Genomic DNA, 22,189 nt, shown 5'->3' with positions numbered 1-22,189 from the left:
TCCAATTCGCAATCAGAGCGGTACAGGTGGATGAGATAGCATGGCAATAGCGAGGAATCGACAAGCCCACTCAGGAGAAGTAGAATAATTTTAAAATGCAAATTTTCAGGGGGCTTATTAAGCTTGTAATTTTCTTAAGTGGGTGAATATATTGCAAAATAAGGTCGATTATCCTAAAGCATTGGAAATGCTTGTTCAAATGTCAGAGCATTTTGGAGACTATACTTTCACAGAGAAGGAGTTCGAATCAGGACTGCCGCAAATGCTTCTGAGCTGTCTTGATACAGTTTTAACTGAAAAAAATAACTTGCAGGCTGCCATGGATTTCAATAACCAAGCCATCGGTCAGTTTCTAAATGGCATTGGGGAAGCACGATTGGCCGACGCATGCTATCAGCTTACAAACATCCCCATCATTCTTGAAGATCTGGGATTTAACTATCTTTATTCAATAGGCTTAGATCCGGAATTGGCTAGACAATATAGCAGGAATTTAAAGAAAATCGTTAAAAATAATCTTGATAAAGACAATCATATCAAACTGACTGAACTTATGGAGAGTCAGCAAATTGTCGAACTGGTCCAATCTGAAGAACATAAGAGATTAATAGCTCCGATGGTATCCAGAGGCAAGATTGTAGGTTACTGCTCTTTTATAAACACTTCTTTTAATGAAGTGGATTGGTTGAAAATGAAGCAATTGTGTCTCATCGGATCTGTGAGTAATTTTAATAAGGAAACAATCCTGGATACAGAACTGAAGTTAAACATCAAAGGCGGATTGTTAGAAGATATGATCCATAATAGGTTAAACCCTGTAATACTATTCAAAAGGGCCAGATTTATTGGGGTGGATTTGGGCCAAGAATATCAATTTTTAGTTTTGAAAGGGGATCCAAATTTTTATCCGAATGGAAAGGATCCAATCGTAGGTATGAATTTGATTGAAGATTTTTCAAGATATTTTATGGAGCGTAATCTGAATATCTTAATCTCGGAAGGCACTCAAAACATAGCTGCGTTACTGCCTGTTGACTTGTTCTCAAAATATGCTATGGACGTCGATAAATTTATTAGAAAATTATTAGGTTTTCTGAAAGAAAAATACCCTGATATACCTTTTAAAATTGGGATGAGCTCTAAATCAAAGTCTCTTGAAGATATACCGATTCTGTACAATGAAGCTATCATTTCATTAAACATGAACCATGAGCAAAAGGATATTATGTACTTTGATAATTTAGGAGCGGTTGGGATTTTATTTCGAACAGGGAAAATGGATGATATCCGGCATTTCTGCAACAAAATGCTTTCAAAATTACTTGAATACGATCGAGGGAAAGAATCTGAGTTAACCAAAACTCTATATCATTACATTAAGAGTGGCCAAAATATATGTAAATCAGCAGAAATAATGAATTTGTCGATTGGTGGATTACGTTATCGCGTACAAAAAATAGGTGAAATTTTAGATGCTGATATCCATGATTTACAAACCAGTTATCAGCTTTTCCTAGCATTGCAAGCGGGTATCATTTTGGGGGATTTTAAAATTGAGTGAATCATTTCACCGTTTGGGTCCCTGTAATGGGGCTGTTGATAAAAAAATGAAAAAACAGGTACTACTGAGGTCACTTAAATAGGATTCATGCATCCTTAGGAGGAGAAACTATATGTCAAACAACAATGTGAGTATTTGGAATGAATTGTCTGGAATCGCTTTTAAACAATATTTCGTCAATGCTGACGGAGTAAATACTAGAATTATCGAAGCTGGTGAGGGAGAACCGTTGATACTCTTACATGGAGTTGGCGGACACGCTGAAGCATACGCAAGAAATGTCAAGAGCTTGAGCAGGCATTTCAGAGTTCTTGTCTTAGATATGGTCGGGCATGGATATACGGATAAACCGAATCAACCTTATACGTTAGATGTATACAGTAATCATTTGTTAGCGGTAATTAAAACCCTCTCACTTGGAAAAGTTCACCTTTCCGGGGAGTCTTTGGGGGGATGGACGTCTGCATGGTTTGCTGCTCATCACCCGGAATATGTAAAGTCCTTAGTGTTGAATACGCCAGGTAATATTAAGGGTAAACCAGAAGTGATGAAAAAGCTGAAAGAATCCACGATTCAGGCTGTTTTGGAAGTCAATAAAGAAAATGTTCAAAAGAGGCTGGAGTTTTTGTTCTGGGATACGAGTTTTGTGACAAAAGAACTCGTTCAATCACGCTATAACATTTACACACAGCCAGAGTTAAAGGAAGCTATTGAAAATATTATGATATTACAAGAATGGGAAGTTCGAAAAAATTACACTTGGGATTCAGAGTGGACAAGTAAAATCACTGCTCCTACGATTATTTTAATGTCGGATCATGATCCCACAGCTACAGTCGAGGATGCGGAATACCTTCAAGAATTGATTCCTCATAGCCAATTGGTAGTAGTCGAAGGTGCGGGACATTGGCCTCAATGGGAGAAACCTGAACAATTTAATCAAATTCAAATTAATTTTGCTAAAGGTGTGCATGTATAATAGTTTATGCTCAGCTCCGTGGAGAGCGAAAAAGAGAGCTATATAACCGATTTTTCAAGGAGCCTAAAGGCTCCTTTACTGTATTAAAGGCATGGCATATTTTTTGCCCGCATAAAAAAATACTTAGATTAGAGGAGTGGGAGAAGTGGCTGAAATAGTAGCAGGTGTAGCAATGTCACATAGTCCGATGATCATGACAAATGAAGCTGGCGGCGGAGAAAAAGGGCAGCGCTTTCTAAATACCGTTGCCGATATGAAAAAATGGCTGGAGGATATGGGGACAGATGTGATTGTCTTAATTTCGGATGATCATTTTAATAGTTATTTCTATGATCAGATGCCATCCTTCACGATTGGAATTGATCGATGTGAAGGATGGGGCGACTGGCAAATTCCTGAATACCAAATTCCTGTCCAGCAAGAATTAGCAAAGCATGTTCTGGATACAGGTTTGGCGAACAATGTGGATTTTGCTTTTTCGATGAGAATGAAAGTGGATCATGGCCACACTCAAGCCGTCCACTTTTTAAACCCTGATCTAAAGATACCGGTTGTGCCGATTGCTGTGAATACAGCAGCACCACCGCTGCCTACAATGGACCGCTGTTTCCAAGTCGGAGAAGTCGTCCGCAAAGCAATAAAATCATGGGAAAGCGATAAAAAAGTAGCGATTGTCGCTTCAGGAGGGATATCTCACTGGGTTCCAATTCCAAAGATCGATAGTGAAAAGCCTGAAGATCAAGAGCTTATTAAAGTCCTAACAAATGGCCGTCAAGAAATTGAGCAGCTTGACGAATATTTGGACACGCGGAAAACACGTGTGACAAGTTTGAAATCCGGACCGGTCAATGAAGAGTGGGATCGTGAATTTTTACGATTAATTACAGAAAAAGACTATCCGGCACTAAGACAATGGGGCCCTGATTTTATCGAGGAAAATGGGGGAAATGGCGGTCAGGAAATTCATAACTGGCTTGTGCTGCTAGGAATACTTCAAGGGCTTGAACCAGAGGTTGCTTGTTATGAGCCAATCCCAGAATGGGTGACAGGAATGGGCGTTGTCAAGTTTCATAAAGTATAGACTTTCAAAAAAGGAGGAGGAGAGTTAACGATGCTGGACATTGGCCACAATGGGAAAAGGCTGAAGAATTTAACAAGATTATAATTGACTTTTTTAGTAAAATCCTCGTGAAAAAGTTTTGATAATTCCACCCAACTTTGATAGTGCAAGTGCAGAAACCTGCATTATCAAAGTTCTTTTTATCATTTAAAAGAAAGAGGTTTTTTCTTTGAGCATAAAAACAGCTGTAGTACGTGATGCATACGAGCATTTGCTCCATGCAGAGCAAACGAAAAAATCCGTAACGCCGTTAACCGATCTGTACCCAGGTCTGACTATTCACGAAGCGTATCAAGTCCAGTTAAAAGCGATTGATCAGAAAGTCAAGGCTGGACAGAAAATCGTTGGGAAAAAGATTGGGTTAACCTCCTTTGCCATGCAAGAGCTTTTAGGAGTCGACCAGCCGGATTACGGTCACCTATTGGACAGCATGAGTGTTCCCAATAAGGGCAGCATCGCTGTCGATTCGCTTTTCGAACCAAAGGTTGAAGGGGAGATCGGCTTTGTTCTCAATAAGGATCTTAAAGGTCCAAATGTAACAGCGGAAGACGTTTTAGCTGCAACTGAGTCCATCATTCCCTCCTTAGAGATTGTGGACAGTCGAATTCTGAATTGGAAAATCAAGCTCCAAGACACTGTTGCCGATAATGCTTCCTGCGGGCTTTATGTATTAGGAGACCAAAAATTCGCTGTCAATGGTTTAGACCTGACTAAAATCAAAATGAATCTTTATAAAAATGGTGAGCTCATGAATAAAGGGACAGGGGAAGATGTATTAGGGCATCCGGCCACATGTGTAGCCTGGTTAGCGAATAAATTATCTGAGTATAATGTCATTTTAAAAGCTGGAGAAGTGATTTTATCTGGTGCTTTATCCGCAGCAGTAGTTGCACAAAAAGGGGATGTGTTTACTGCTGAGTTCAGTGAGTTAGGAAAAGTGGAAGTTTCTTTTCGGTAAGTATCAAGCATTTTGAACATTGGAGAAGGAATAGAGCGGCAAGGGACCGTATTTGTTTCTTCTTCTTTTAAATTAAGGCGCCTTTTATGAACCCCTAATTGAACAAACGTGGCAACAGTCCTTTAATAAAACTAAGTTTGTGAAGAAATGTACTTAGCTAACGGGTAGCTTTACTTGAAGAAACTGGAAACTTAATTTCAGGACCTAAATGTGGTCTTTTTTTGCTGTTTTCTTTTTTTCTTAAGGATTGTACTTTTTCAAACTTTAAGGTTAAAGTAATCATTCTATACCAATTTTTCATTTCGCTCTTTTTTCATTAGCTTTAGATTGCTTGATTTTGCATTTTTTTAGGGATCCTTAACCGAAATTGTTTTACTGGTATGATTTACTTAATGTTTGCGTCATCATCTTAGATTTAGGCTATATTAAATCCTGATGTTGGATCTTTACGATAAGAAAACCGCCTCGTTAAAGAGGCGGCTTATTGAGCTATCGTATCCGTTGTAATCTGCTTTAGGAAAAAAGGTCATCTAGCCGTCTGATAAACGAGGGCTATGGCTCCAGAATCAAATGTCTTGTTTTCGATCAGGTTAAGATTGATCTTCTCTTTGAGACCTTGGAATAACGGCAACCCGCTGCCGATCAATACAGGAGAAACTGTAATTTTATACTCATCTATTAAATCAAGCTGCATAAGGTAGTGAGCTAACCTAGGACTGCCGAGGATGACCATATCCTTGCCTGGCTGCTGTTTGAGGTTCTTGATTTCTTCCTCGACATCTTCTTTCACCAGTCTGGAATTGTTCCATTCGACTTTCTCCAACGTCGTGGAAAAAACGATTTTGGGTGTCTTTTCGATCCACTCGGCATGATTCCGTTCATGCTGCGAAGCTGAGGGGTCAGAAGGCACAGATGTCCAGTAACTGTGCATCATCTGATAAGTCTCACGACCCCATATGACAGTGTCGGCAGTACTCAGAATTTCTTTCGCGTGTTTCTCCAAGTCAGCATCGTATGAAACCCAGCCAATGTCCATTTCACCGTTCGGACCTTCTACGAAACCGTCGAGCGATGCGTGCAGAAATAGAACGAGTTTTCTCATTTTTAGTCTCCTTTGTCCATGAGGTATATTTTTTTCATACTTCTTTACCTCCAATGTAAGTATAACCAATTTTTTATATACTTTGGTAAACAAGTTCGATAAGTAACACTTATTAAAATAAAATGGGACGGTGCTAGCATCAGTCCCTTTTTGTTTTGTTAAAGTGAAGATTGTGAAGAACTACATCTTATACAAACGGGTAGCGTTAGTTGAAGAAGGAATGTCTACTCAAAGAGGAAAAAGCCCCACTCGATTGAGAAGGGCTGTATATATTATTACATCTAAATGTGTCCTTTTTGTCCTCCGATGTTTTATATTGCATTTAAAACCTTTAAATCAAACTATTTAAAAATTATCGTTCATAAAAAATAATTCAACTTTAATAATAAAAATCTTTAAATTTCGAGGTCATTAAGGTCATTATGACCTATGTGACCTCGAAAATAAATAAAACACATGTGTCGTATTAAAAAAATAAGTCTCCTTACTTGCAGTCTGACTGTAAAAATAAAATGCACTTGTCCACATAATATTTTTTCTTAAAACTTCCCCCAAAACCTCCACCAACAAATTGGGGGATAATACATTATTCTACAAAGCAGACAAAAATAAAAAACCCTAGAAGTTGAGTAATATCAACGTTTCTAGGGTTTTCATTAGTACAGTTAACAACACGTATTAATTAACGAGAGTAGAACTCAACGATAAGTGCTTCGTTAATTTCAGCAGGAAGTTCAGAACGCTCTGGTAAGCGAGTGAAAGTTCCTTCTAATTTGTCAGCATCGAAAGTTAAGAAATCAGGTACAAAATTAGTAACTTCGATCGCTTCTTTAATTACATCAAGGTTACGTGATTTTTCACGAACACCGATTGTTTGTCCAGCAGTTACACGGTATGACGGAATATCTACACGAGAACCATTAACTAAGATATGACCGTGGTTTACTAATTGACGAGCAGCACGACGAGTGCGAGCTAGACCTAAACGGTAAACAACGTTATCTAAACGTGATTCAAGTAATACCATGAAGTTTTCACCGTGGATACCTGATAATTTGCCAGCTTTTTCGAAAAGAGTACGGAATTGGCGCTCATTTACACCATACATATGACGAAGCTTTTGCTTCTCTTGTAATTGTAATCCGTATTCAGAAAGCTTTTTGCGTTGATTAGGACCATGTTGTCCAGGAGCGTAAGGACGCTTTTCTAATTCTTTACCTGTGCCGCTTAGAGAGATTCCAAGACGACGGGATAATTTCCAGCTTGGGCCGGTATAACGAGCCATGAATGACTCCTCCTTAGTGTTTTTATTTTGGTAAAATAAAAACCGTTATGAGAATCTTTACTAGACATTTTGTTTTCATGCACCTTCGCCCTAGCAGCTAAGGGTTACAAGATGCACCATCAAATAGTTTGAGGAACAAAATGAGACCAATAAAATGAACTCAATAGGCTGCATATATTTTACACAAAGAATATTATATGATTTTTATACATGGTAAGTCAAGTATATTTTTAAACCGACTTAAATGACTCGAAAATGTTCTAGAAAAACTAATATTTCACCTAAAAATATATTCCAAAATCATCCTGACATTCACTATAATTAGGATACAATGTATTTATTTGGAATTAAAAAATACAGAAAATAATGATGTAGTCTCTAAAGGGGATTTACTATTGGATACAGAAAAATATAAAAAATTATTTCAAATATCTGAAAAATTTCATTCAACCCTGAATGTGGACAATCTACTAGGGGAAATATTAGTTACACTAAAAGAAATCTTTCCTAATTATTCCTACTACTTACTTCTATCACTTGATGCCTACCATCATAGTGACCTGCCAATCATGGACTTAGAATACGATAGTGAAAATATGAATGTCATTAATGCCTATGAGTCTGGAGAGATTCAATTTGAGAGTTCAGATGTGTCCAAACACGCTGCTCTCTACGCCCCTTTAAAAAGTAATTCAAAGATTTATGGTGTGATTCAAGTCATCGCACCGGAAGTGACCAAATTTCCGAGAGGTGAGGCAGAATTTATCAGGTCATTGTCCGAGTCCGCGGGCAGTGCCTTGGAAAATGCTAAACTGCATCAGCAAGCGCAAAAAACCATTTCTGACCTGCAATTAATCAATAAAACCTCATACCAATTAAATTCAAACCAGCCGTTAGTCCAAACGATGGCTATTATGTCTGAACAAATTAAAAGCTCTTTTGAAGCACAAGAGGTTGGCTTTTTTCTATTCACTAGGGATCAACTAACAGCAAAAGTTCTCCCTGGCTCGACACCATTCTTTTTTACACAACAAGCTCGAATCTATATTGACTATATAAAGGGAAAATTTCAACAGAGTAACGAACCATTATTTATTGGAGATTTGAATCTTTCCCAACATCTTTCACCTGCCTATCATTCTGTCATGGCGGTTCCGGTAATTGTCAGCAAGAAGCTGAAAGGCTTCTCTATTATTATGCATCGAGATCCCTACTTCTTCCCGTTTGAGGCGTTTAAATTGCTGCAATCTCTGGTCTACCATTCATCTTTGGCCTTAACCAATGCCCTTTTAAGAGCTGAACTTGAAAAATTGGTGATTACGGATCATCTTACCAAGCTTCATTCCCGTAAGTTTTTAGATGAAAAAATACAACAATCCATGAAGAAAGATGAGGAAGGAACCTTTATTCTCATTGATATTGATAATTTTAAAGGAATAAATGATACCTTTGGCCATCAAATTGGAGATTTGATATTGGTTCAAGTAGCGAATCTCATTAAAGGCAGTATACGAGAAAGTGATATTGGTGCGCGCTGGGGCGGAGAGGAACTTGCTATTTATTTGCCAAGGGTTTCGTTAGAAACAGGTGTTTTCATTGCCCAAAGGATTCTAAATAAGGTGTCAGAATGCTCAGACCCGCACATTACAGTATCCTGTGGTGTGTCTTACTGGAAAAAGGAACGGAATGATACCTATCAATATTTATTTAAAAGAGCAGATGAAGCATTGTACCGGGCAAAAGAAACTGGCAAAAACAAGGTGGTCATCCAAGAGGATGTCAGCATGGCATATTAGAATGATATTCAATAAAGAAGAGCACAGAATGAGATATCTGTGCTCTTCTTCTTATCTAGACTTAACCTAAAAGTACTTTAAAGATGCTCGACTACAACAGCTGCCAATTCTTCAAGCTGTTGCTGATCAAGCTCATCAAAGCGATTTACTTCTGGAGAATCGATGTCTAACACCCCGAAGAGTTCACCGTCTTTCAAGAGCGGAATGACAATCTCAGATCGTGAAGCCGCATCGCAGGCGATATGGCCTGGGAATTGATGAACGTCTTCCACTCGAATGGTCTCCTTTTTCAAAGCTGACGTTCCACAAACGCCCTTCCCGAGAGGAATTCTGACGCAAGCTGGTAATCCTTGAAAAGGACCAAGAACTAGCTCTCCATTCGAATCCATTAAATAAAAACCAACCCAGTTAATGCGGTCGAGAAATTGGTTCAAGAGTGCAGAAGCATTGCTGAGATTAGCGATTTGATTTTTCTCATCATGAAGCAAGGCCTGCATCTGCTTTATGACAAGCTCATAATTCTCTTCGCGAGTTCCTGTATACATTTCGACGTTAAACAAGTAATTTCACCTTTTTCTATAATGAATTAATTATTATTTTATCAAAAAAAGAAGAAAAGGAGCGTACTTTGTCGATATTTTCATAAAGGATTCAGTCATATTATACAGAAATCCTATGTATGGGATACCTAAGGAGGAGAATACATGAAGAAAAATGCAAAGGAAGCAATTGTTCAGGCTGCCATATCGTTGTTTAATTCAAATGGGTATTCAGGTACGTCGGTTAGGGATATTGCTAATTTAGCAAAGGTAAACACCGCTACCATTGCTTACTATTTTAATAATAAGCCTGGACTATTAGAATACTGCTTCATGCATTTTTTTGAACAATATATCAATAAGATAGAAGAAGCGTATCTCTCCATCGACCGTGGTGCAAAAGAATGTTTAAAGAGGATTGTCGCCGATTTACTTCATTATCAATGTGAAAATAGTCAACTTGCCAGTTTTGTCTATCGGGAAATGTCGATGGATTCTCAAGTAGTAAGGGAAATTATGTCAACGTATTCCTTAAAAGAAAAATATTATTTGCAAAAGATCATGGAAAGAGGCTTTGAATGGCAGGAATTTCGGCCGCATTCAATTCCCTACTTAATTATTCAATTAAAGAGTTTGTTAATGATGCCATTTATGAATACCCAATATATGCGAGAAGTTTTATATATTTTTCCAAATGAGCCATTTTTTGAACAAAAGTATCTAAAGGAACTATACGCTTGGATTGATAAAACGTTAAGCTATGAAGGTCCAGTAATGAAGGGCGCATTGATAAAATAGCGGTAATCGCTATTTTTTTTATTGTATTTTACAAAAAAATTGAAATTAATAGTCAAAAAATGTCGTTAACATGGTATCATAATAGCATTGAATAGGAATAGGAATAAATTTTTTTAATATAGATGAATTCGAATATGTTGTTTGATATAGGAGGCTTACTTGTGAAGTATTTCATTGGATTTTTCATCCTGCTACTAGCCTTGTTTGTATGGGGGTATTTAATAAAGAAAAAGTACTTTAGAGAAATGGATCGGCTCGAGGCATGGAAAATTGATTTATTAGATCGGCCAATACTGGATGAAATGTCGAAGGTAAAACAGTTAAATATGATAGGTCAAACAGAGGAGATGTTTGAGCGTTGGCGGAATCAATGGGATGATGTAGTAACCGTGAAGCTCCCAGATTTAGAAGAAATGCTTTTTGATGCGGAAGAATATATTGATCGGTACCGCTTTAAAAAGGCAAAAGAGGTACAACAAGCTATTCATACCAAATTAGAGGAAACGGAAAATCAAATTAAGAATATTTTGGATGAACTCCATGAGCTTGTTGGCAGCGAGGAAAAAAACAGAGTAGAAATTGAAGAATTAAAAGAAAAATATCGTGAAGCAAAAAAGAGGCTGCTTGCTCATCGGCATAGCTTTGGCAAAGCGGAAAAACATCTAGAACTGCTGTTAAACGAAGTAGCACATCATTATAAAGAATATGATGAGAAAACGGAACTCGGAAATTACTTAGAAGCTCGTGAAGTCGTTTTACTTATACATAGTCAGCTTGGAAAAATCAAACACCATATGGATTTAATCCCCCAGATGTTAATAGAATGTCAGTCACTACTTCCCAATCTGTTATCCGATTGTTTAGAAGGACATCGTGAAATGATCGGACAGGATTACTATTTAGGACATATCAATGTAGAACAAGAAGTGAAATGTTTGGAAGAGAAAATTGCTGAAAATTTAGTACTGATTGAAACAGCAGAAATTGATCAGGCAGAGGAAGGGATTAAAGAAATAAAGGACCGAATCGATGTTCTATTTGATCTTTTGGAAAAAGAAGTTCATGCGAAACATTTCGTGATTAAAAATGAAAAAGCAGCCTATGAGCTTTTAGCTTCTGCTCAAAAAGAGAATAAGGAGTTGTGTAGTGAGTTGTTTGCGGTTCAACAAAGCTATCAATTATCGGACAGCGATTTTGAGACACAAAGGCAGCTTGAAAAAGAACTTTCCACTGTATATAAGCATTATGAGATATTGGTTGAAAAGTTGAAGATGAATGGCACAGCACAAACGGCACTTAGCGAAGAACTGAATTCGATTAAAGAACAGCTAGAAGTCATTCGGGAAGGACAGAAGGCCTTTGCCTTAAAACTTCAAGATTTACGAAAAGATGAATTTGAAGCGCGGGAAAAGGTTATGGAATTAACAAAAAAGGTGGGCGAGACCATCAGAATTGTGAAGAAAAACAATGTTCCTGGTTTGCCTGCAGATTACAAATTTCTTTTTGAAGATACAAACGACAGCATTCAAAACGTTCGTTATCAGCTTGAAGAAAAGCCGCTTAATGTATCAGCCCTTAATCAATACCTAGAAGTGGCTGTATTAACGGTTGAAAAGCTCGTGACCACTACTTATGAGTTAATTGAAAATGTTACATTAGCTGAAAAAGCCATTCAATATGGAAATCGTTACCGCAGCAAGTACCCATCTGTCGCCAAAGGATTAGCAGATGCAGAAGATGCTTTTAGGCATTATGAGTATCAGGAGGCATTAGAGCAGGTAGCGGCATCCCTTCAAGGAATTGACCCGGAAGCATTGAAGAAAATAAAAGCAGCGAGTGTAACCCATTAGATTGGTAAAGAAACCGATTCAGCCATACGGCTTGAATTGGTTTTTTCTTTTCTTTTTCAAACGATCCTAAATATGTTAAGATTTATTTTTATTAAGTGTCTGGGAGGGGGAGGAGACCATATTATGATTTATTTTGATAATAGTGCAACAACTAAGCCATATAAAGAAGTTTTAGATTCCTTTTTGACAGTTTCCAGTGAATATTTTGGAAATCCTTCCTCCTTGCATCGTATTGGAGGGCAGGCAGAGAAACTGCTGACTCAGGCAAGAGACCAGGTGGCGATGTTATTAAAAGTAAAACCCACGGAAATTTATTTTACGTCTGGCGGGACAGAGAGTAATAATATGGCGATTAAAGGGGCCGCTCTGTTGAATCGAAATAAAGGGCGGCATATCATTACGTCAAGTATCGAGCATGCGTCTGTTTTGGCAGTAATGGAGCAGCTTGCAAGGGAAGGCTTTGATGTTACGTATTTACCAGTGGATCCGAATGGAAGAGTCTCTGTGGAGGATGTAGAAAGAGCAATTCGCAATGAGACCATTTTGGTTTCGATCATGCAGGTAAATAATGAAGTTGGGTCAATACAGCCCATCGCTGAAATTGGGGAGATGTTAAAAAAATATCCAACCATTTTATTTCATGTCGATGCCGTTCAGGCAATCGGAAAAGTGCCTTTATCCATAAATCGAAACAGGGTTGATTTCTGCTCATTATCTGCACATAAATTTCATGGCCTAAAAGGGACAGGTGTATTATTTGTTCGCGAAGGTACTAGGCTATCACCTTTATTATCTGGGGGAAATCAAGAGCGAAAGCTGCGCAGCGGCACGGAAAATGTTGCGGGGTTCGTGGCGATGGCAAAGGCCCTAAGGATGACATTGGGAAAATGTGCGCAGGGGATAGCGGCCATGATAAAAATCCAGGACATGCTTAGGAAAGGTTTAAACGAAATCGCAGGTGTGAAGGTTCATACACCACTAAAAGGAGCGGCACCACATATTTTAAATTTTTCCCTTGAAGGGACAAAATCGGAAGTATTTATTCATGCCCTTGAACAGGAAGACATTTTTGTATCGACTACCAGTGCCTGTTCATCCAAGCGGAAATCACCAAGCAAAACACTGATTGCCATGGGGATTCCGGAACAATTAGCCGATAGCTCGATCCGTATCAGTCTTAGTTTTGATAACACAGAAGAAGAGGCTATTGTTGTTATTCATGCGATAAAAAAGTATGCAAACCAATTACGAAAGGTTAGGAAATAAATGAATTATGACCGTATTTTAATACGTTATGGTGAAATATCCACAAAAGGGCGAAATCGCCATAAGTTTGTGGAGAAACTTAGAAAAAGCGTAAAATTGGCCTTGGCCTCTTTTCCAACTAGTAAAATAGAGGCCAGTCGGGATCGGATGTATGTTCTATTAAACGGAGAAAATGGAACGGAAATAATGGAGAAACTAAAGCACATATTTGGGATTCAATCCTTTAGTCCAGCCATTAAAGTGGAAAGAAATGTTGAGGCACTAAAAGATTCAGCATTGGAGTTTGTTAGGGGAAAATATAAGGACGGACAAACTTTCAAGGTAACCCCAAAACGTTCAGATAAAACATTCGAGTTAAATACAGATGGAATCAATCGGACTATTGGCGGCTATTTACTTCAGAATATCCCCGGCCTGCGTGTAGATGTAAAAAATCCAGATCTTAATTTACGAATAGAAGTTAGAGAAGATGCGATTTATTTATCATGTGAAAATATCCCGGGTGCTGGCGGCATGCCGATTGGCTCGAACGGAAAAGCCATGCTTATGTTGTCAGGAGGAATTGACAGCCCTGTCGCGGGGTATATGGCAATGAAACGGGGATTAGAAATTGAAGCAGTCCATTTTTTTAGCCCGCCCTATACAAGTGAAAGAGCCAAAGAAAAGGTAGTAGATCTCACGAAAAAGCTGGGCGAAATTTATGGAAGCACGATCAAGCTTCATATTGTGCCGTTTACCGACATCCAACAAGCTATTCACGAACAAATACCGGAAAATTATACAATGACTTCAACACGGAGAATGATGCTTCGCATTGCCGATAGGATCCGGATGAAACAAGAGGGGCTTGCAATTATAACTGGTGAAAGTCTTGGTCAGGTAGCGAGCCAAACGTTAGAAAGCATGTATACGATTAATGAGGTAACCAATACCCCCATTCTTCGTCCATTGATTACGATGGACAAAACCGATATAATGAAAATCGCTCATGAAATAGATACTCTCGAGATTTCCAATCGGCCTTATGAGGATTGCTGTACGATCTTTGTTCCTGCCTCTCCTAAAACAAAACCGCGTCGAGAGAAAGTACAGTATTATGAAAGCTTTTATGATTTTACTTCCTTACTGGAAGAAGCGGTTCAAGCGGTTGAAACAATTGTCATTTCACCTGATGACCAACCTTCAGAATTTAATTCATTATTTTAACAAGCAAAATATGAATTTTTTGTGAACAATTACCAATTGGATTATAGAATGAACTTTACAGTTTCTACACATTCTATACTCACAAGGAGGTGATATCACATGGCAAGCAACAACTCAAACAACTTACTAGTTCCTGGTGTTGAACAAGCTCTTGATCAAATGAAATATGAAATTGCTCAAGAATTTGGTGTAAATCTTGGTGCTGACACTACTTCACGTGCTAACGGTTCTGTTGGTGGTGAAATCACTAAGCGTCTAGTATCTATGGCTGAACAACAATTAGGCGGCGGATTTTCTCGTTAATCAAATTGAATAAGATGGCTACAGAGGGTGTGGAGGTTTACCTCCCACCCTCTTTTATTTTTGTCATACAATAAATTTTGTGAGGTCTGGAATAGATTGGGGATTCAAAAAGGTCTTCTATATTCTCATTTTCGAGGTATAATAAAGAGTATTTCGAAATTAGAAACATTAAGGGGATCGGAAGAAAGATGAAAAAAACAGATACAAAAAAGGGAGCGGTTCATGCCGGCTTTTCGTATTTTCTTTGGGGATTACTGCCGATTTATTGGAAATTCTTAGATAAGGTAAATGCACAAGAAATTCTCACAAACCGGATTTTTTGGTCATTTGTTTTTATGATAGTTGTTCTAGTTATCACAAAAAAATGGAGTTTATTTGTTACTACATTAAAAGGATTTGCGGAAAATAAAAAACAGATGTATTTCTTAACCATTGCCTCTTTACTTATCAGCGTTAATTGGTTTGTTTACATTTGGGCAGTCAACAGCGGCCATATGATTGAGGCAAGTCTTGGCTACTATATTAATCCACTTATTAGTATAGTATTAGGAATGATTGTCCTGAAAGAAAAATTAACAGTTGCGCAGCTTGTATCCTTTCTATTAGCTACAATTGGGGTAGTGATCATAACCGTTTCTCACGGTGTCTTTCCGTGGATTGCGATTTCTTTGGCGCTATCATTTGGGTTATACGGACTTGCTAAGAAAGTGATACATGTAGAATCGTCTGTTGGTTTAACATTAGAAACAATGGTGCTGGCACCCATCGCTGCTATTTATATGATTTACTTATTTCTACATGGGACGAATTCTTTATTTATCTCCGGTTGGAGAACGGATTTATTATTAATGGGTGCAGGTGCCGTTACGGCAATACCATTGCTTTATTTTGCAAAAGGCGCCCAAAAAATCCCACTTTCTTTACTTGGCTTCCTGCAATATATTTCACCAACATTAACTTTGATCCTAGGTGTTTTTGTTTATCAAGAGCATTTTTCTAAGATACAATTACTATCCTTTATGTTTATTTGGGCAGCACTTGTCATCTATTCACTTTCAAAAACAAAACTATTTACTAAAAGAAAAGTGAAGATATCAAATGAAAAAACAGCTGCTCTTTAATTTAAGCTGTGTTAATCATGAATGTTGATTTCCGCTCCAGGCGGCTTCGCTTTCCGCGGACGTGCCGGGGAGCCTCCTTGGCGCACTTGCGCCTGTGGGGTCTCCCCTGCCCCGTACTCCCGCAGGAGTCTTCGCCGCCTTCCGTTCCAATCAACATGCTAAAAATCAACGATACCCTTTAAAACAAGTCTTAATTCAAAAAACCTTATCCGATGGCGGATAAGGTTTCAGACTGTCGACAAATCCGAAAAAATTAAGGGTTTGTAGGCAGTCCTTTTTGTATAATTGGGATATAGATAATTTTTTTGAGGTGGATAAGATGTTAAGTAAGAATACACAGATAAATCGTGACCAATTAGAAATGATAGCTTTAGAACAACTTGTGCCGGCCAACCATTTAGTACGCAAGTTAGAAGCTTCTATTGATTTTTCATTTATCTATCCCCTGGTTCAAGAAATGTATTCTACTGAAAGAGGACGCCCAAGCATTGATCCTGTGATATTAATTAAGATGGCATTCATCCAATACACCTTCGGTATTCGATCTATGCGAAGAACTATTGAAGAAATCGAAACAAATTTGGCTTATCGTTGGTTCTTAGGCTTTGGATTTTATGATAAAGTGCCTCACTTCTCTACCTTCGGTAAAAATTACGAACGACGTTTTAAAGATACAGATTTATTTGAACAGATCTTCTATCGTATTTTGAAGGAAGCCTCTGATAAGAAATTGATTAGTAGCGAGCATGTATTTATAGATTCAACCCATGTAAAAGCAAGTGCAAATAAACATAAATTCGAGAAGAAATTAGTTAGAAAAGAAACGAAAGCATACGAAGCAAGACTACAAGAAGAGATTAATAAAGACCGTGAAGAACATGATAAAAAGCCATTTCCACCAGATAAGTTTGAGAAAGAGGAATTTAAGGAAATAAAAAAAAGTACTACTGACCCTGAGAGTGGTTATTACGTAAAAGACGAGCGTACGAAACAGTTCGCATACTCATTCCATGCGGCCGCTGATCGAAATGGTTTTGTATTAGGGGCAATTGTAACTCCTGGGAATGTCCATGATAGTGTCATTTTCGAACCACTATTGGAAAAGGTAATCGAGAAACAAGGAAAACCTTCTGCTGTTGCTGCTGATGCTGGATATAAAACACCTGCTATTGCCCAATACATATTTGAAAATGATATGACACCTGCTTTACCTTATACTCGCCCTCGTACGAAAGAGGGGTACATGAAAAAATATGAATATGTTTATGATGAATACTACGATTGTTATATCTGTCCGCAAGGACAAATATTGAAGTATGCAACTACGACGAAGGAAGGCTACCGTCAATACTTCTCTAATCCGATTGAATGTGAAAAATGTCCCTTACTTTCAAAATGCACGCAGAGTAAGGAACATAAAAAACTCATTCAGCGTCATGTCTGGGAACACCATATAGAAGAAGCCGAATATCTTCGTTCGACACAAGAGAATAAAAGCATTTACGCAAAACGCAAAGAAACCATTGAACGTGTTTTTGCAGATGCCAAGGAAAAGCATGGTATGCGTTGGACAACCTTAAGAGGCCTAAAAAAATTGTCCATGCAAGCGATGCTTACTTTTGCTGCCATGAATTTAAAAAAGATGGCCAATTGGACTTGGATAAGTCCAGAAATGGCGTAGCAATAAGCATAGGATAGGCCTAACTTTTGCTCTTACGAGCAAAAAAACAACAAAAAGACACCCAGATTGGCACATCCGGATGCCTTTTGTCTACAATCTGAAACCTTATCCGATGGCGGATAAGGTTTTTTTATGAGAAATTATAAAAGTTTTTTTGGCTTTGAGAATTGTCTAGCTCCAGCGCCTAGCCCCTCGAGGTCACAAGCCAATCCGTCCAAAAGGTTAAAAAGCAACCTTTCGGCCGGCTCGTCTTGTGCTTGTCGGGGCTGACCAAGGCGCTTGCGCTTTTCTTATAGAAAGGTTCGCTTTACTTTATTCCAAAAAGCGTTATCTTTTAATTTTAAGGTTTTTATTTTGTTATCACTAATTTTAATTTGGATGGATTCAACATGACGGATACTTAAGGCCTCGTTATCCATCCCCATGGTAGGGTGGTCATTCCCTTCCTGAATAATTCTCAGGGTAAGTGTGCGTTCACTTCCAACAATAAAGGAAGCACCGAGTGTTCGATATTGATTCGTATTAACAGATGCCACCTCACTAACCTGCATACAAGAGAGCAGCGGGTCCACAATCGAGCCGCTAACGGATTTATTATAGGCGGTACTGCCTGTTGGGGTAGCGACAATTAATCCATCACCTCGAAACGTTTCAAGATGCAGCTGATCAATAAATACGTCCATCACAAGTGTTTTAATAATAGATGATCTGATGCTAAATTCATTCAAACAACGGAATGTACTTTGACCATCGACTGTTACCTCAATGGTAGGATAACGGCGGACCTTTAATTGTTCATTCATGGTAATCGCCTCAATCATTTTTGAGGTATCATTAATGCGGAAATCACAATACATACTCAAACTATCCAGGACTGAAATCCCCATATAAAGGCAATCTTCCCTGAAACCAGTTTTTCTTACCGCTTGTAAGAATGTTCCATCGTCACCTACACTGGCAATAATGTTAGCCTTACGGTAATCATCCACAATGGTAAAATCATACCGTTTCGCTAGTTCTAGCAGGGGTGCCATTTTCAAAAGTAAATCCGCATCCCGTTTGTGATATAAATAAATATTTCGTCTGATCTCCATTTTCATTCCCCCAGTAAGATGATGAAGATGTCATATCATGCTGAAAATTAAAACATCTGAATTTAGTTTAGCATTTTTTAGAAATAATATAAAAGCAGGATCAACCTATCAAGATCGTATGGCAGGTTTATTTTTTAGATAAAAGCAAATAATAATGGGCTGAAAGGATGTGAGAAAATGTTTTGGCTTCTTCTCTCTCTTATGATCTTATTGTTCTTATTTCTATTAATTATTTTTACAAAGTTGACGATCTATGTTTTCTATACCCATCTAAACGATAATGACGATTTAAAGATAGAGTTACGAGTATTGTTTGGCTTAATTAAATACAAAATAAAAGTACCCGAAATTAAAGTGGATGATGATTCCCCAAGTATTGTGGTGAAAAGCAAAACTCAAATGGGAGACACTCCTGATAAAGACACTGAAGCGGATGTAAGTCAATTAACCAAGCAGGATTTTTTAAGTAAACTCCAAAGAACAAAACATATCCTGCATAAGGTTTTCGGTTTGAGTGTAATAGTCAAAAAGTTTTTACAAAAGGTCACGATTAAAAATTTTGAGTGGCAAACCTTAATGGGGGTTGGCGACGCCGCTCATACTGGGATGATGACTGGTGCTTTATGGGCTGTTAAAGGAGGCATTGTAGGACTCCTCAGCCATTATATGAGGTTGAAAGAAATGCCGCAATTAACGGTGACCCCCCATTTTCAGGCAACTGTTATCCATACAAAGTTAACATGTATGTTTCAGTTTCGAATCGGGTATGCTATTCTCGCAGGATTAAAACTGATTAGATTCTGGAGGGGCGGGAAACCGAACCTAAAAGGCAGTACAAATCATCGAGAAGAAAAAACTAAATCCGTTTCATAGAGGAGGAAATAACCATGTCTGACCATCCAATTCAAGGTTTGATGACGACCGCAATGGAAAGCTTAAAAGAAATGATTGATGTAAATACGATTATAGGTGATCCGGTAGAAACCCCAGACGGAAGTGTTATTTTAACAGTATCAAAGGTTGGATTTGGATTTGCTGCCGGGGGTAGTGAGTTCAAACTCGAAAGTGGTCAAAAAGAAGGACAGTCTCAACTTCCATTTGGCGGAGGAAGTGGTGGTGGTGTGTCTATTACTCCTATCGCTTTTCTAATCGTAAATTCTCAAGGTGTAAAAATGCTTCATTTAGACGAAAGCACTCATTTATACGAGAAAATCCTAGAGCTTGCCCCGCAGGCTGTCGATAAAATACAGCAAATGTTCTCGAAAAAAGATGAGGGGAAACAGCAGCAATCCCAACAGCAGTCACAACCGCAATCTCAGCAACAGCAGCCTAAAGTTGATTTAGAATTATAAAGTAAGAAAGTTAATCTTCCGAGATTTTTGGAAGGTTAACTTTTTCTTTTGTGTTTTCCGCTCCTATTACTGCTTTACTCTATTAACTAAAATTCTTAGTTCAAATAATTGCAAAAATAGTTTTGAACAGATATATTTACACTGTACATAATTAAAGTCTGATTGTTTTTAAGCAAATGGCTTTAATACGACAAAGGAGGATGAATGAGTATGGCAAATGTTACATTTAAAGGAAATGCAATTACACTGCTTGGCAATGAGGTGAAAGTGGGCGACAAGGCTCCAAATTTCACTGTTCTTGCCAATGACTTATCAGAAGTGACTCTTGAAAATACGAAGGGGCAAGTTCGCTTAATTTCATCTGTACCATCTTTAGATACAGGTGTTTGTGATGCAGAAACACGCCGTTTCAATGAAGAAGCTAACTCTTTAGGGAATGTTAAAATCTTAACAGTAAGCGTTGACTTACCATTTGCACAAAAGCGCTGGTGTGCAGCTGCTGGAATTGAAAATGTTCAAACTCTTTCTGACCACCGTGATCTTTCTTTTGGTGAAGCATATGGAGTTGCAATTCAAGAGTTAAGACTTTTAACTCGTGCTGTTTTCGTAGTAGATTCAAGTGATACAGTTGTTTATGTTGAATATGTTAGTGAAGCAACTAACCATCCAAATTATGAAGCAGCACTTGACGCAGCTAGAAACGCAAAATAAACAGAAAAGCGGAAGCGCCTTGACCAGCCCCGACAGCTACTTGCGGGCCTGACGGTGAAGTCGTTCTTTGACTTCATCGGCAGGATCGAAGTGACCTCGAGGGGCTAGGCGCTGGAGCTGGACCGCTTGAAAAGTAATAAAATTTGTCATTCTGAAAAGGGCCTCGTGAAATTGCGAGGTCTTTTTACTTGTTTAAAAAATACATACTCGTATAGAATGAATAAGGAAATTTAGTAATGGAGGGAAACAATGAACATTTCTCCAATAGAAGAGTTATTTACATTATTTAATGAAACTGCCCTTATTTTACAAGAGGAATTAGCTTGCAGTTATCTTGAAGCACTTGCTGATACGGGTGAAAATCTATTCCAAGGAGCTATTCTGCAGGATGAGTTAAGTGAACTAACCGTCAAGCGGCTTAAAAAACAGTACAGTGAACTTAGTTTGGACAACTTTTCCAATGAGGACCTTCGCAAAGCCTTTCAGTTAGTGATTCTAAAAGGTATGAAGGAAAATGTGCAGCCAAATCATCAAATGACTCCCGATTCTGTGGGAATGCTCGTCGGGTATTTAGTTGAAAAATTTATGCAGAAACCATCCTTCCGTCTCCTTGATCCAGCTGTTGGAACAGGAAATCTTTTAACAACAGTAATGAATCATTCGCGTAAACAAATAACCGCGATTGGTGTAGAAATTGACGATATTCTAATCAAGCTCGCCTATGTGAATGCAAACTTGCAGGGTCATCCGATTCAATTCTTTAATCAAGATAGCTTAGAATCTTTATTTATTGACCCAGTCGATGCTGTAATCGCTGATTTACCTGTTGGCTACTATCCGAATGATGTCAGGGCAGCCGATTATCAATTAAAAGCGGATACGGGCCATACTTATTCCCATCACTTGTTTATTGAACAAGGTGTCCGTCATACGAATGCAGGGGGATATCTCTTCTTCTTGGTTCCTAATGGACTATTTGAAAGTGAACAGGCACCGCAGCTTCACGAATACATAAAGGATCATGTGTATATCCAAGGACTGCTGCAATTGCCAACCAGTATCTTTAAAAATAAGAGTTCAGCGAAAAGTATTTTAATCCTACAAAAGAAGGGCGAAGATATTCAGCCCCCTAAGCAAGCGTTGCTGGTGAATTTACCCAGCCTTTCAAATGCGTATGAAATGGATAAAATCCTTACAAAGATGGAAAAGTGGTTTCAAGAAAATAAAGGATAAGGCAGGTGAAATTCACCTCTTTATCCTTTATTTTGTTTTCACGTAATTGTGAAATTTGTGAATATATGAACATTTGTAATGTAATCGGTATCAAATGATTTATTCCTTGTAATGTCTTACCTACAGTGATTAAATGAAAAATTGAGGGAAATAAACAGGGTCGGTTTGCGCAAAATAAAGGTGTATTAAAACAAAATTTACTTCAAGTCGATGTTGTTATATAAAAGGAGCGTT

The 22,189-nt window shown here is 38.2% G+C and carries 20 protein-coding genes; 16 read left to right on the top strand and 4 right to left on the bottom strand.

The genetic code is table 11. The annotated features are described in order from the left end of the window. Positions 1–151 precede the first annotated feature (151 nt). The 4 genes from L1999_RS23265 (at position 152) to L1999_RS23250 (ending at position 4,618) form a co-directional block, all read left to right on the top strand. Positions 152–1,561: a PucR family transcriptional regulator gene (locus L1999_RS23265; RefSeq protein WP_235740714.1), complete on the top strand. Its 1,410-nt coding sequence runs from the start codon at positions 152–154 to the stop codon at positions 1,559–1,561. A 112-nt stretch (positions 1,562–1,673) separates the two neighbouring features. Next, positions 1,674–2,540, top strand: coding sequence for an alpha/beta fold hydrolase (locus L1999_RS23260; protein WP_235740713.1), 867 nt, complete (start codon positions 1,674–1,676; stop codon positions 2,538–2,540). A gap of 145 nt (positions 2,541–2,685) precedes the next feature. Beyond that, positions 2,686–3,621, top strand: a complete 936-nt coding sequence (locus L1999_RS23255) for a DODA-type extradiol aromatic ring-opening family dioxygenase (protein ID WP_235740712.1) — start codon at positions 2,686–2,688, stop codon at positions 3,619–3,621. Between the two features lie 214 nt (positions 3,622–3,835). Next, a complete protein-coding gene (locus tag L1999_RS23250) occupies positions 3,836–4,618 on the top strand; it encodes a 2-keto-4-pentenoate hydratase (protein ID WP_235744439.1) in 783 nt (260 codons plus the stop codon). A gap of 526 nt (positions 4,619–5,144) precedes the next feature. On the opposite strand, the gene L1999_RS23245 is transcribed toward L1999_RS23250, so the two are convergent. Both L1999_RS23245 and rpsD read right to left on the bottom strand, forming a co-directional pair. After that, the gene (locus L1999_RS23245) at positions 5,145–5,720 is read right to left on the bottom strand and encodes a dihydrofolate reductase family protein (RefSeq protein ID WP_235740711.1); all 576 of its coding nucleotides are present in this window, start codon (positions 5,718–5,720) and stop codon (positions 5,145–5,147) included. Between the two features lie 682 nt (positions 5,721–6,402). Beyond that, positions 6,403–7,005 carry a 30S ribosomal protein S4 gene (gene rpsD, locus L1999_RS23240; protein ID WP_215044145.1) on the bottom strand — a complete coding sequence of 201 codons (603 nt, stop codon included), beginning with the start codon at positions 7,003–7,005 and terminating at the stop codon, positions 6,403–6,405. Positions 7,006–7,400: 395 nt separating this feature from the next. Between rpsD and L1999_RS23235 the strand changes: the two genes are divergently transcribed. Next, on the top strand, positions 7,401–8,801 hold the full coding sequence (locus L1999_RS23235) for a sensor domain-containing diguanylate cyclase (protein ID WP_235740710.1): 1,401 nt from the start codon (positions 7,401–7,403) through the stop codon (positions 8,799–8,801). A gap of 77 nt (positions 8,802–8,878) precedes the next feature. Here the strand turns inward: L1999_RS23235 and L1999_RS23230 are convergent, their stop codons facing one another. Beyond that, positions 8,879–9,361, bottom strand: coding sequence for a GAF domain-containing protein (locus L1999_RS23230; RefSeq protein ID WP_275677220.1), 483 nt, complete (start codon positions 9,359–9,361; stop codon positions 8,879–8,881). A 144-nt stretch (positions 9,362–9,505) separates the two neighbouring features. Between L1999_RS23230 and refZ the strand changes: the two genes are divergently transcribed. From refZ to L1999_RS23195, 7 genes are all read left to right on the top strand, one after another. Further along, the gene (gene refZ, locus L1999_RS23225; RefSeq protein WP_235740709.1) at positions 9,506–10,138 is read left to right on the top strand and encodes a forespore capture DNA-binding protein RefZ; all 633 of its coding nucleotides are present in this window, start codon (positions 9,506–9,508) and stop codon (positions 10,136–10,138) included. A 161-nt stretch (positions 10,139–10,299) separates the two neighbouring features. Beyond that, on the top strand, positions 10,300–11,988 hold the full coding sequence (gene ezrA / locus L1999_RS23220) for a septation ring formation regulator EzrA (RefSeq protein ID WP_235740708.1): 1,689 nt from the start codon (positions 10,300–10,302) through the stop codon (positions 11,986–11,988). A gap of 123 nt (positions 11,989–12,111) precedes the next feature. Next, positions 12,112–13,254, top strand: a complete 1,143-nt coding sequence (locus L1999_RS23215; RefSeq protein ID WP_235740707.1) for a cysteine desulfurase family protein — start codon at positions 12,112–12,114, stop codon at positions 13,252–13,254. After that, a complete protein-coding gene (thiI, locus tag L1999_RS23210) occupies positions 13,255–14,460 on the top strand; it encodes a tRNA uracil 4-sulfurtransferase ThiI (RefSeq protein WP_235740706.1) in 1,206 nt (401 codons plus the stop codon). A 99-nt stretch (positions 14,461–14,559) separates the two neighbouring features. Then, on the top strand, positions 14,560–14,763 hold the full coding sequence (locus tag L1999_RS23205; RefSeq protein ID WP_098532038.1) for an alpha/beta-type small acid-soluble spore protein: 204 nt from the start codon (positions 14,560–14,562) through the stop codon (positions 14,761–14,763). A 188-nt stretch (positions 14,764–14,951) separates the two neighbouring features. Further along, positions 14,952–15,884, top strand: a complete 933-nt coding sequence (gene rarD, locus L1999_RS23200; RefSeq protein ID WP_235740705.1) for an EamA family transporter RarD — start codon at positions 14,952–14,954, stop codon at positions 15,882–15,884. Between the two features lie 319 nt (positions 15,885–16,203). Then, positions 16,204–17,565, top strand: a complete 1,362-nt coding sequence (locus tag L1999_RS23195; protein ID WP_235740079.1) for an IS1182 family transposase — start codon at positions 16,204–16,206, stop codon at positions 17,563–17,565. Between the two features lie 290 nt (positions 17,566–17,855). On the opposite strand, the gene L1999_RS23190 is transcribed toward L1999_RS23195, so the two are convergent. After that, on the bottom strand, positions 17,856–18,659 hold the full coding sequence (locus tag L1999_RS23190; RefSeq protein WP_235740704.1) for an NAD kinase: 804 nt from the start codon (positions 18,657–18,659) through the stop codon (positions 17,856–17,858). A 177-nt stretch (positions 18,660–18,836) separates the two neighbouring features. On the opposite strand from L1999_RS23190, the gene L1999_RS23185 reads away from it, so the two are divergent. From L1999_RS23185 to L1999_RS23170, 4 genes are all read left to right on the top strand, one after another. Next, the gene (locus L1999_RS23185; protein WP_235740703.1) at positions 18,837–19,532 is read left to right on the top strand and encodes a DUF2953 domain-containing protein; all 696 of its coding nucleotides are present in this window, start codon (positions 18,837–18,839) and stop codon (positions 19,530–19,532) included. A 14-nt stretch (positions 19,533–19,546) separates the two neighbouring features. Further along, positions 19,547–20,011 carry a GerW family sporulation protein gene (ytfJ, locus tag L1999_RS23180; RefSeq protein ID WP_235740702.1) on the top strand — a complete coding sequence of 155 codons (465 nt, stop codon included), beginning with the start codon at positions 19,547–19,549 and terminating at the stop codon, positions 20,009–20,011. A gap of 210 nt (positions 20,012–20,221) precedes the next feature. Further along, the gene (gene tpx / locus L1999_RS23175) at positions 20,222–20,722 is read left to right on the top strand and encodes a thiol peroxidase (RefSeq protein WP_235740701.1); all 501 of its coding nucleotides are present in this window, start codon (positions 20,222–20,224) and stop codon (positions 20,720–20,722) included. Positions 20,723–20,971: 249 nt separating this feature from the next. Beyond that, positions 20,972–21,955: a class I SAM-dependent methyltransferase gene (locus tag L1999_RS23170; protein ID WP_235740700.1), complete on the top strand. Its 984-nt coding sequence runs from the start codon at positions 20,972–20,974 to the stop codon at positions 21,953–21,955. The last annotated feature ends 234 nt before the right edge of the window (positions 21,956–22,189 follow it).

The organism is Neobacillus drentensis (assembly GCF_021560175.1).
GTDB lineage: Bacteria > Bacillota > Bacilli > Bacillales > Cytobacillaceae > Neobacillus > Neobacillus drentensis_A.
This window is presented reverse-complemented; position numbering and strand designations above follow the sequence as displayed.

Bases quoted from the DNA above. Each gene is read 5' to 3' on its own strand.
- thiI (WP_235740706.1), top strand. From the start codon at position 13,255: ATGAATTATGACCGTATTTTAATACGTTATGGTGAAATATCCACAAAA.
- rarD (WP_235740705.1), top strand. From the start codon at position 14,952: ATGAAAAAAACAGATACAAAAAAGGGAGCGGTTCATGCCGGCTTTTCG.
- rpsD (WP_215044145.1), bottom strand. From the start codon at position 7,005: ATGGCTCGTTATACCGGCCCAAGCTGGAAATTATCCCGTCGTCTTGGA.
- L1999_RS23260 (WP_235740713.1), top strand. From the start codon at position 1,674: ATGTCAAACAACAATGTGAGTATTTGGAATGAATTGTCTGGAATCGCT.
- L1999_RS23195 (WP_235740079.1), top strand. From the start codon at position 16,204: ATGTTAAGTAAGAATACACAGATAAATCGTGACCAATTAGAAATGATA.
- tpx (WP_235740701.1), top strand. From the start codon at position 20,222: ATGGCAAATGTTACATTTAAAGGAAATGCAATTACACTGCTTGGCAAT.
- refZ (WP_235740709.1), top strand. From the start codon at position 9,506: ATGAAGAAAAATGCAAAGGAAGCAATTGTTCAGGCTGCCATATCGTTG.
- L1999_RS23170 (WP_235740700.1), top strand. From the start codon at position 20,972: ATGAACATTTCTCCAATAGAAGAGTTATTTACATTATTTAATGAAACT.
- ytfJ (WP_235740702.1), top strand. From the start codon at position 19,547: ATGTCTGACCATCCAATTCAAGGTTTGATGACGACCGCAATGGAAAGC.
- L1999_RS23215 (WP_235740707.1), top strand. From the start codon at position 12,112: ATGATTTATTTTGATAATAGTGCAACAACTAAGCCATATAAAGAAGTT.
- L1999_RS23205 (WP_098532038.1), top strand. From the start codon at position 14,560: ATGGCAAGCAACAACTCAAACAACTTACTAGTTCCTGGTGTTGAACAA.
- L1999_RS23245 (WP_235740711.1), bottom strand. From the start codon at position 5,720: ATGAGAAAACTCGTTCTATTTCTGCACGCATCGCTCGACGGTTTCGTA.
- L1999_RS23190 (WP_235740704.1), bottom strand. From the start codon at position 18,659: ATGGAGATCAGACGAAATATTTATTTATATCACAAACGGGATGCGGAT.
- L1999_RS23185 (WP_235740703.1), top strand. From the start codon at position 18,837: ATGTTTTGGCTTCTTCTCTCTCTTATGATCTTATTGTTCTTATTTCTA.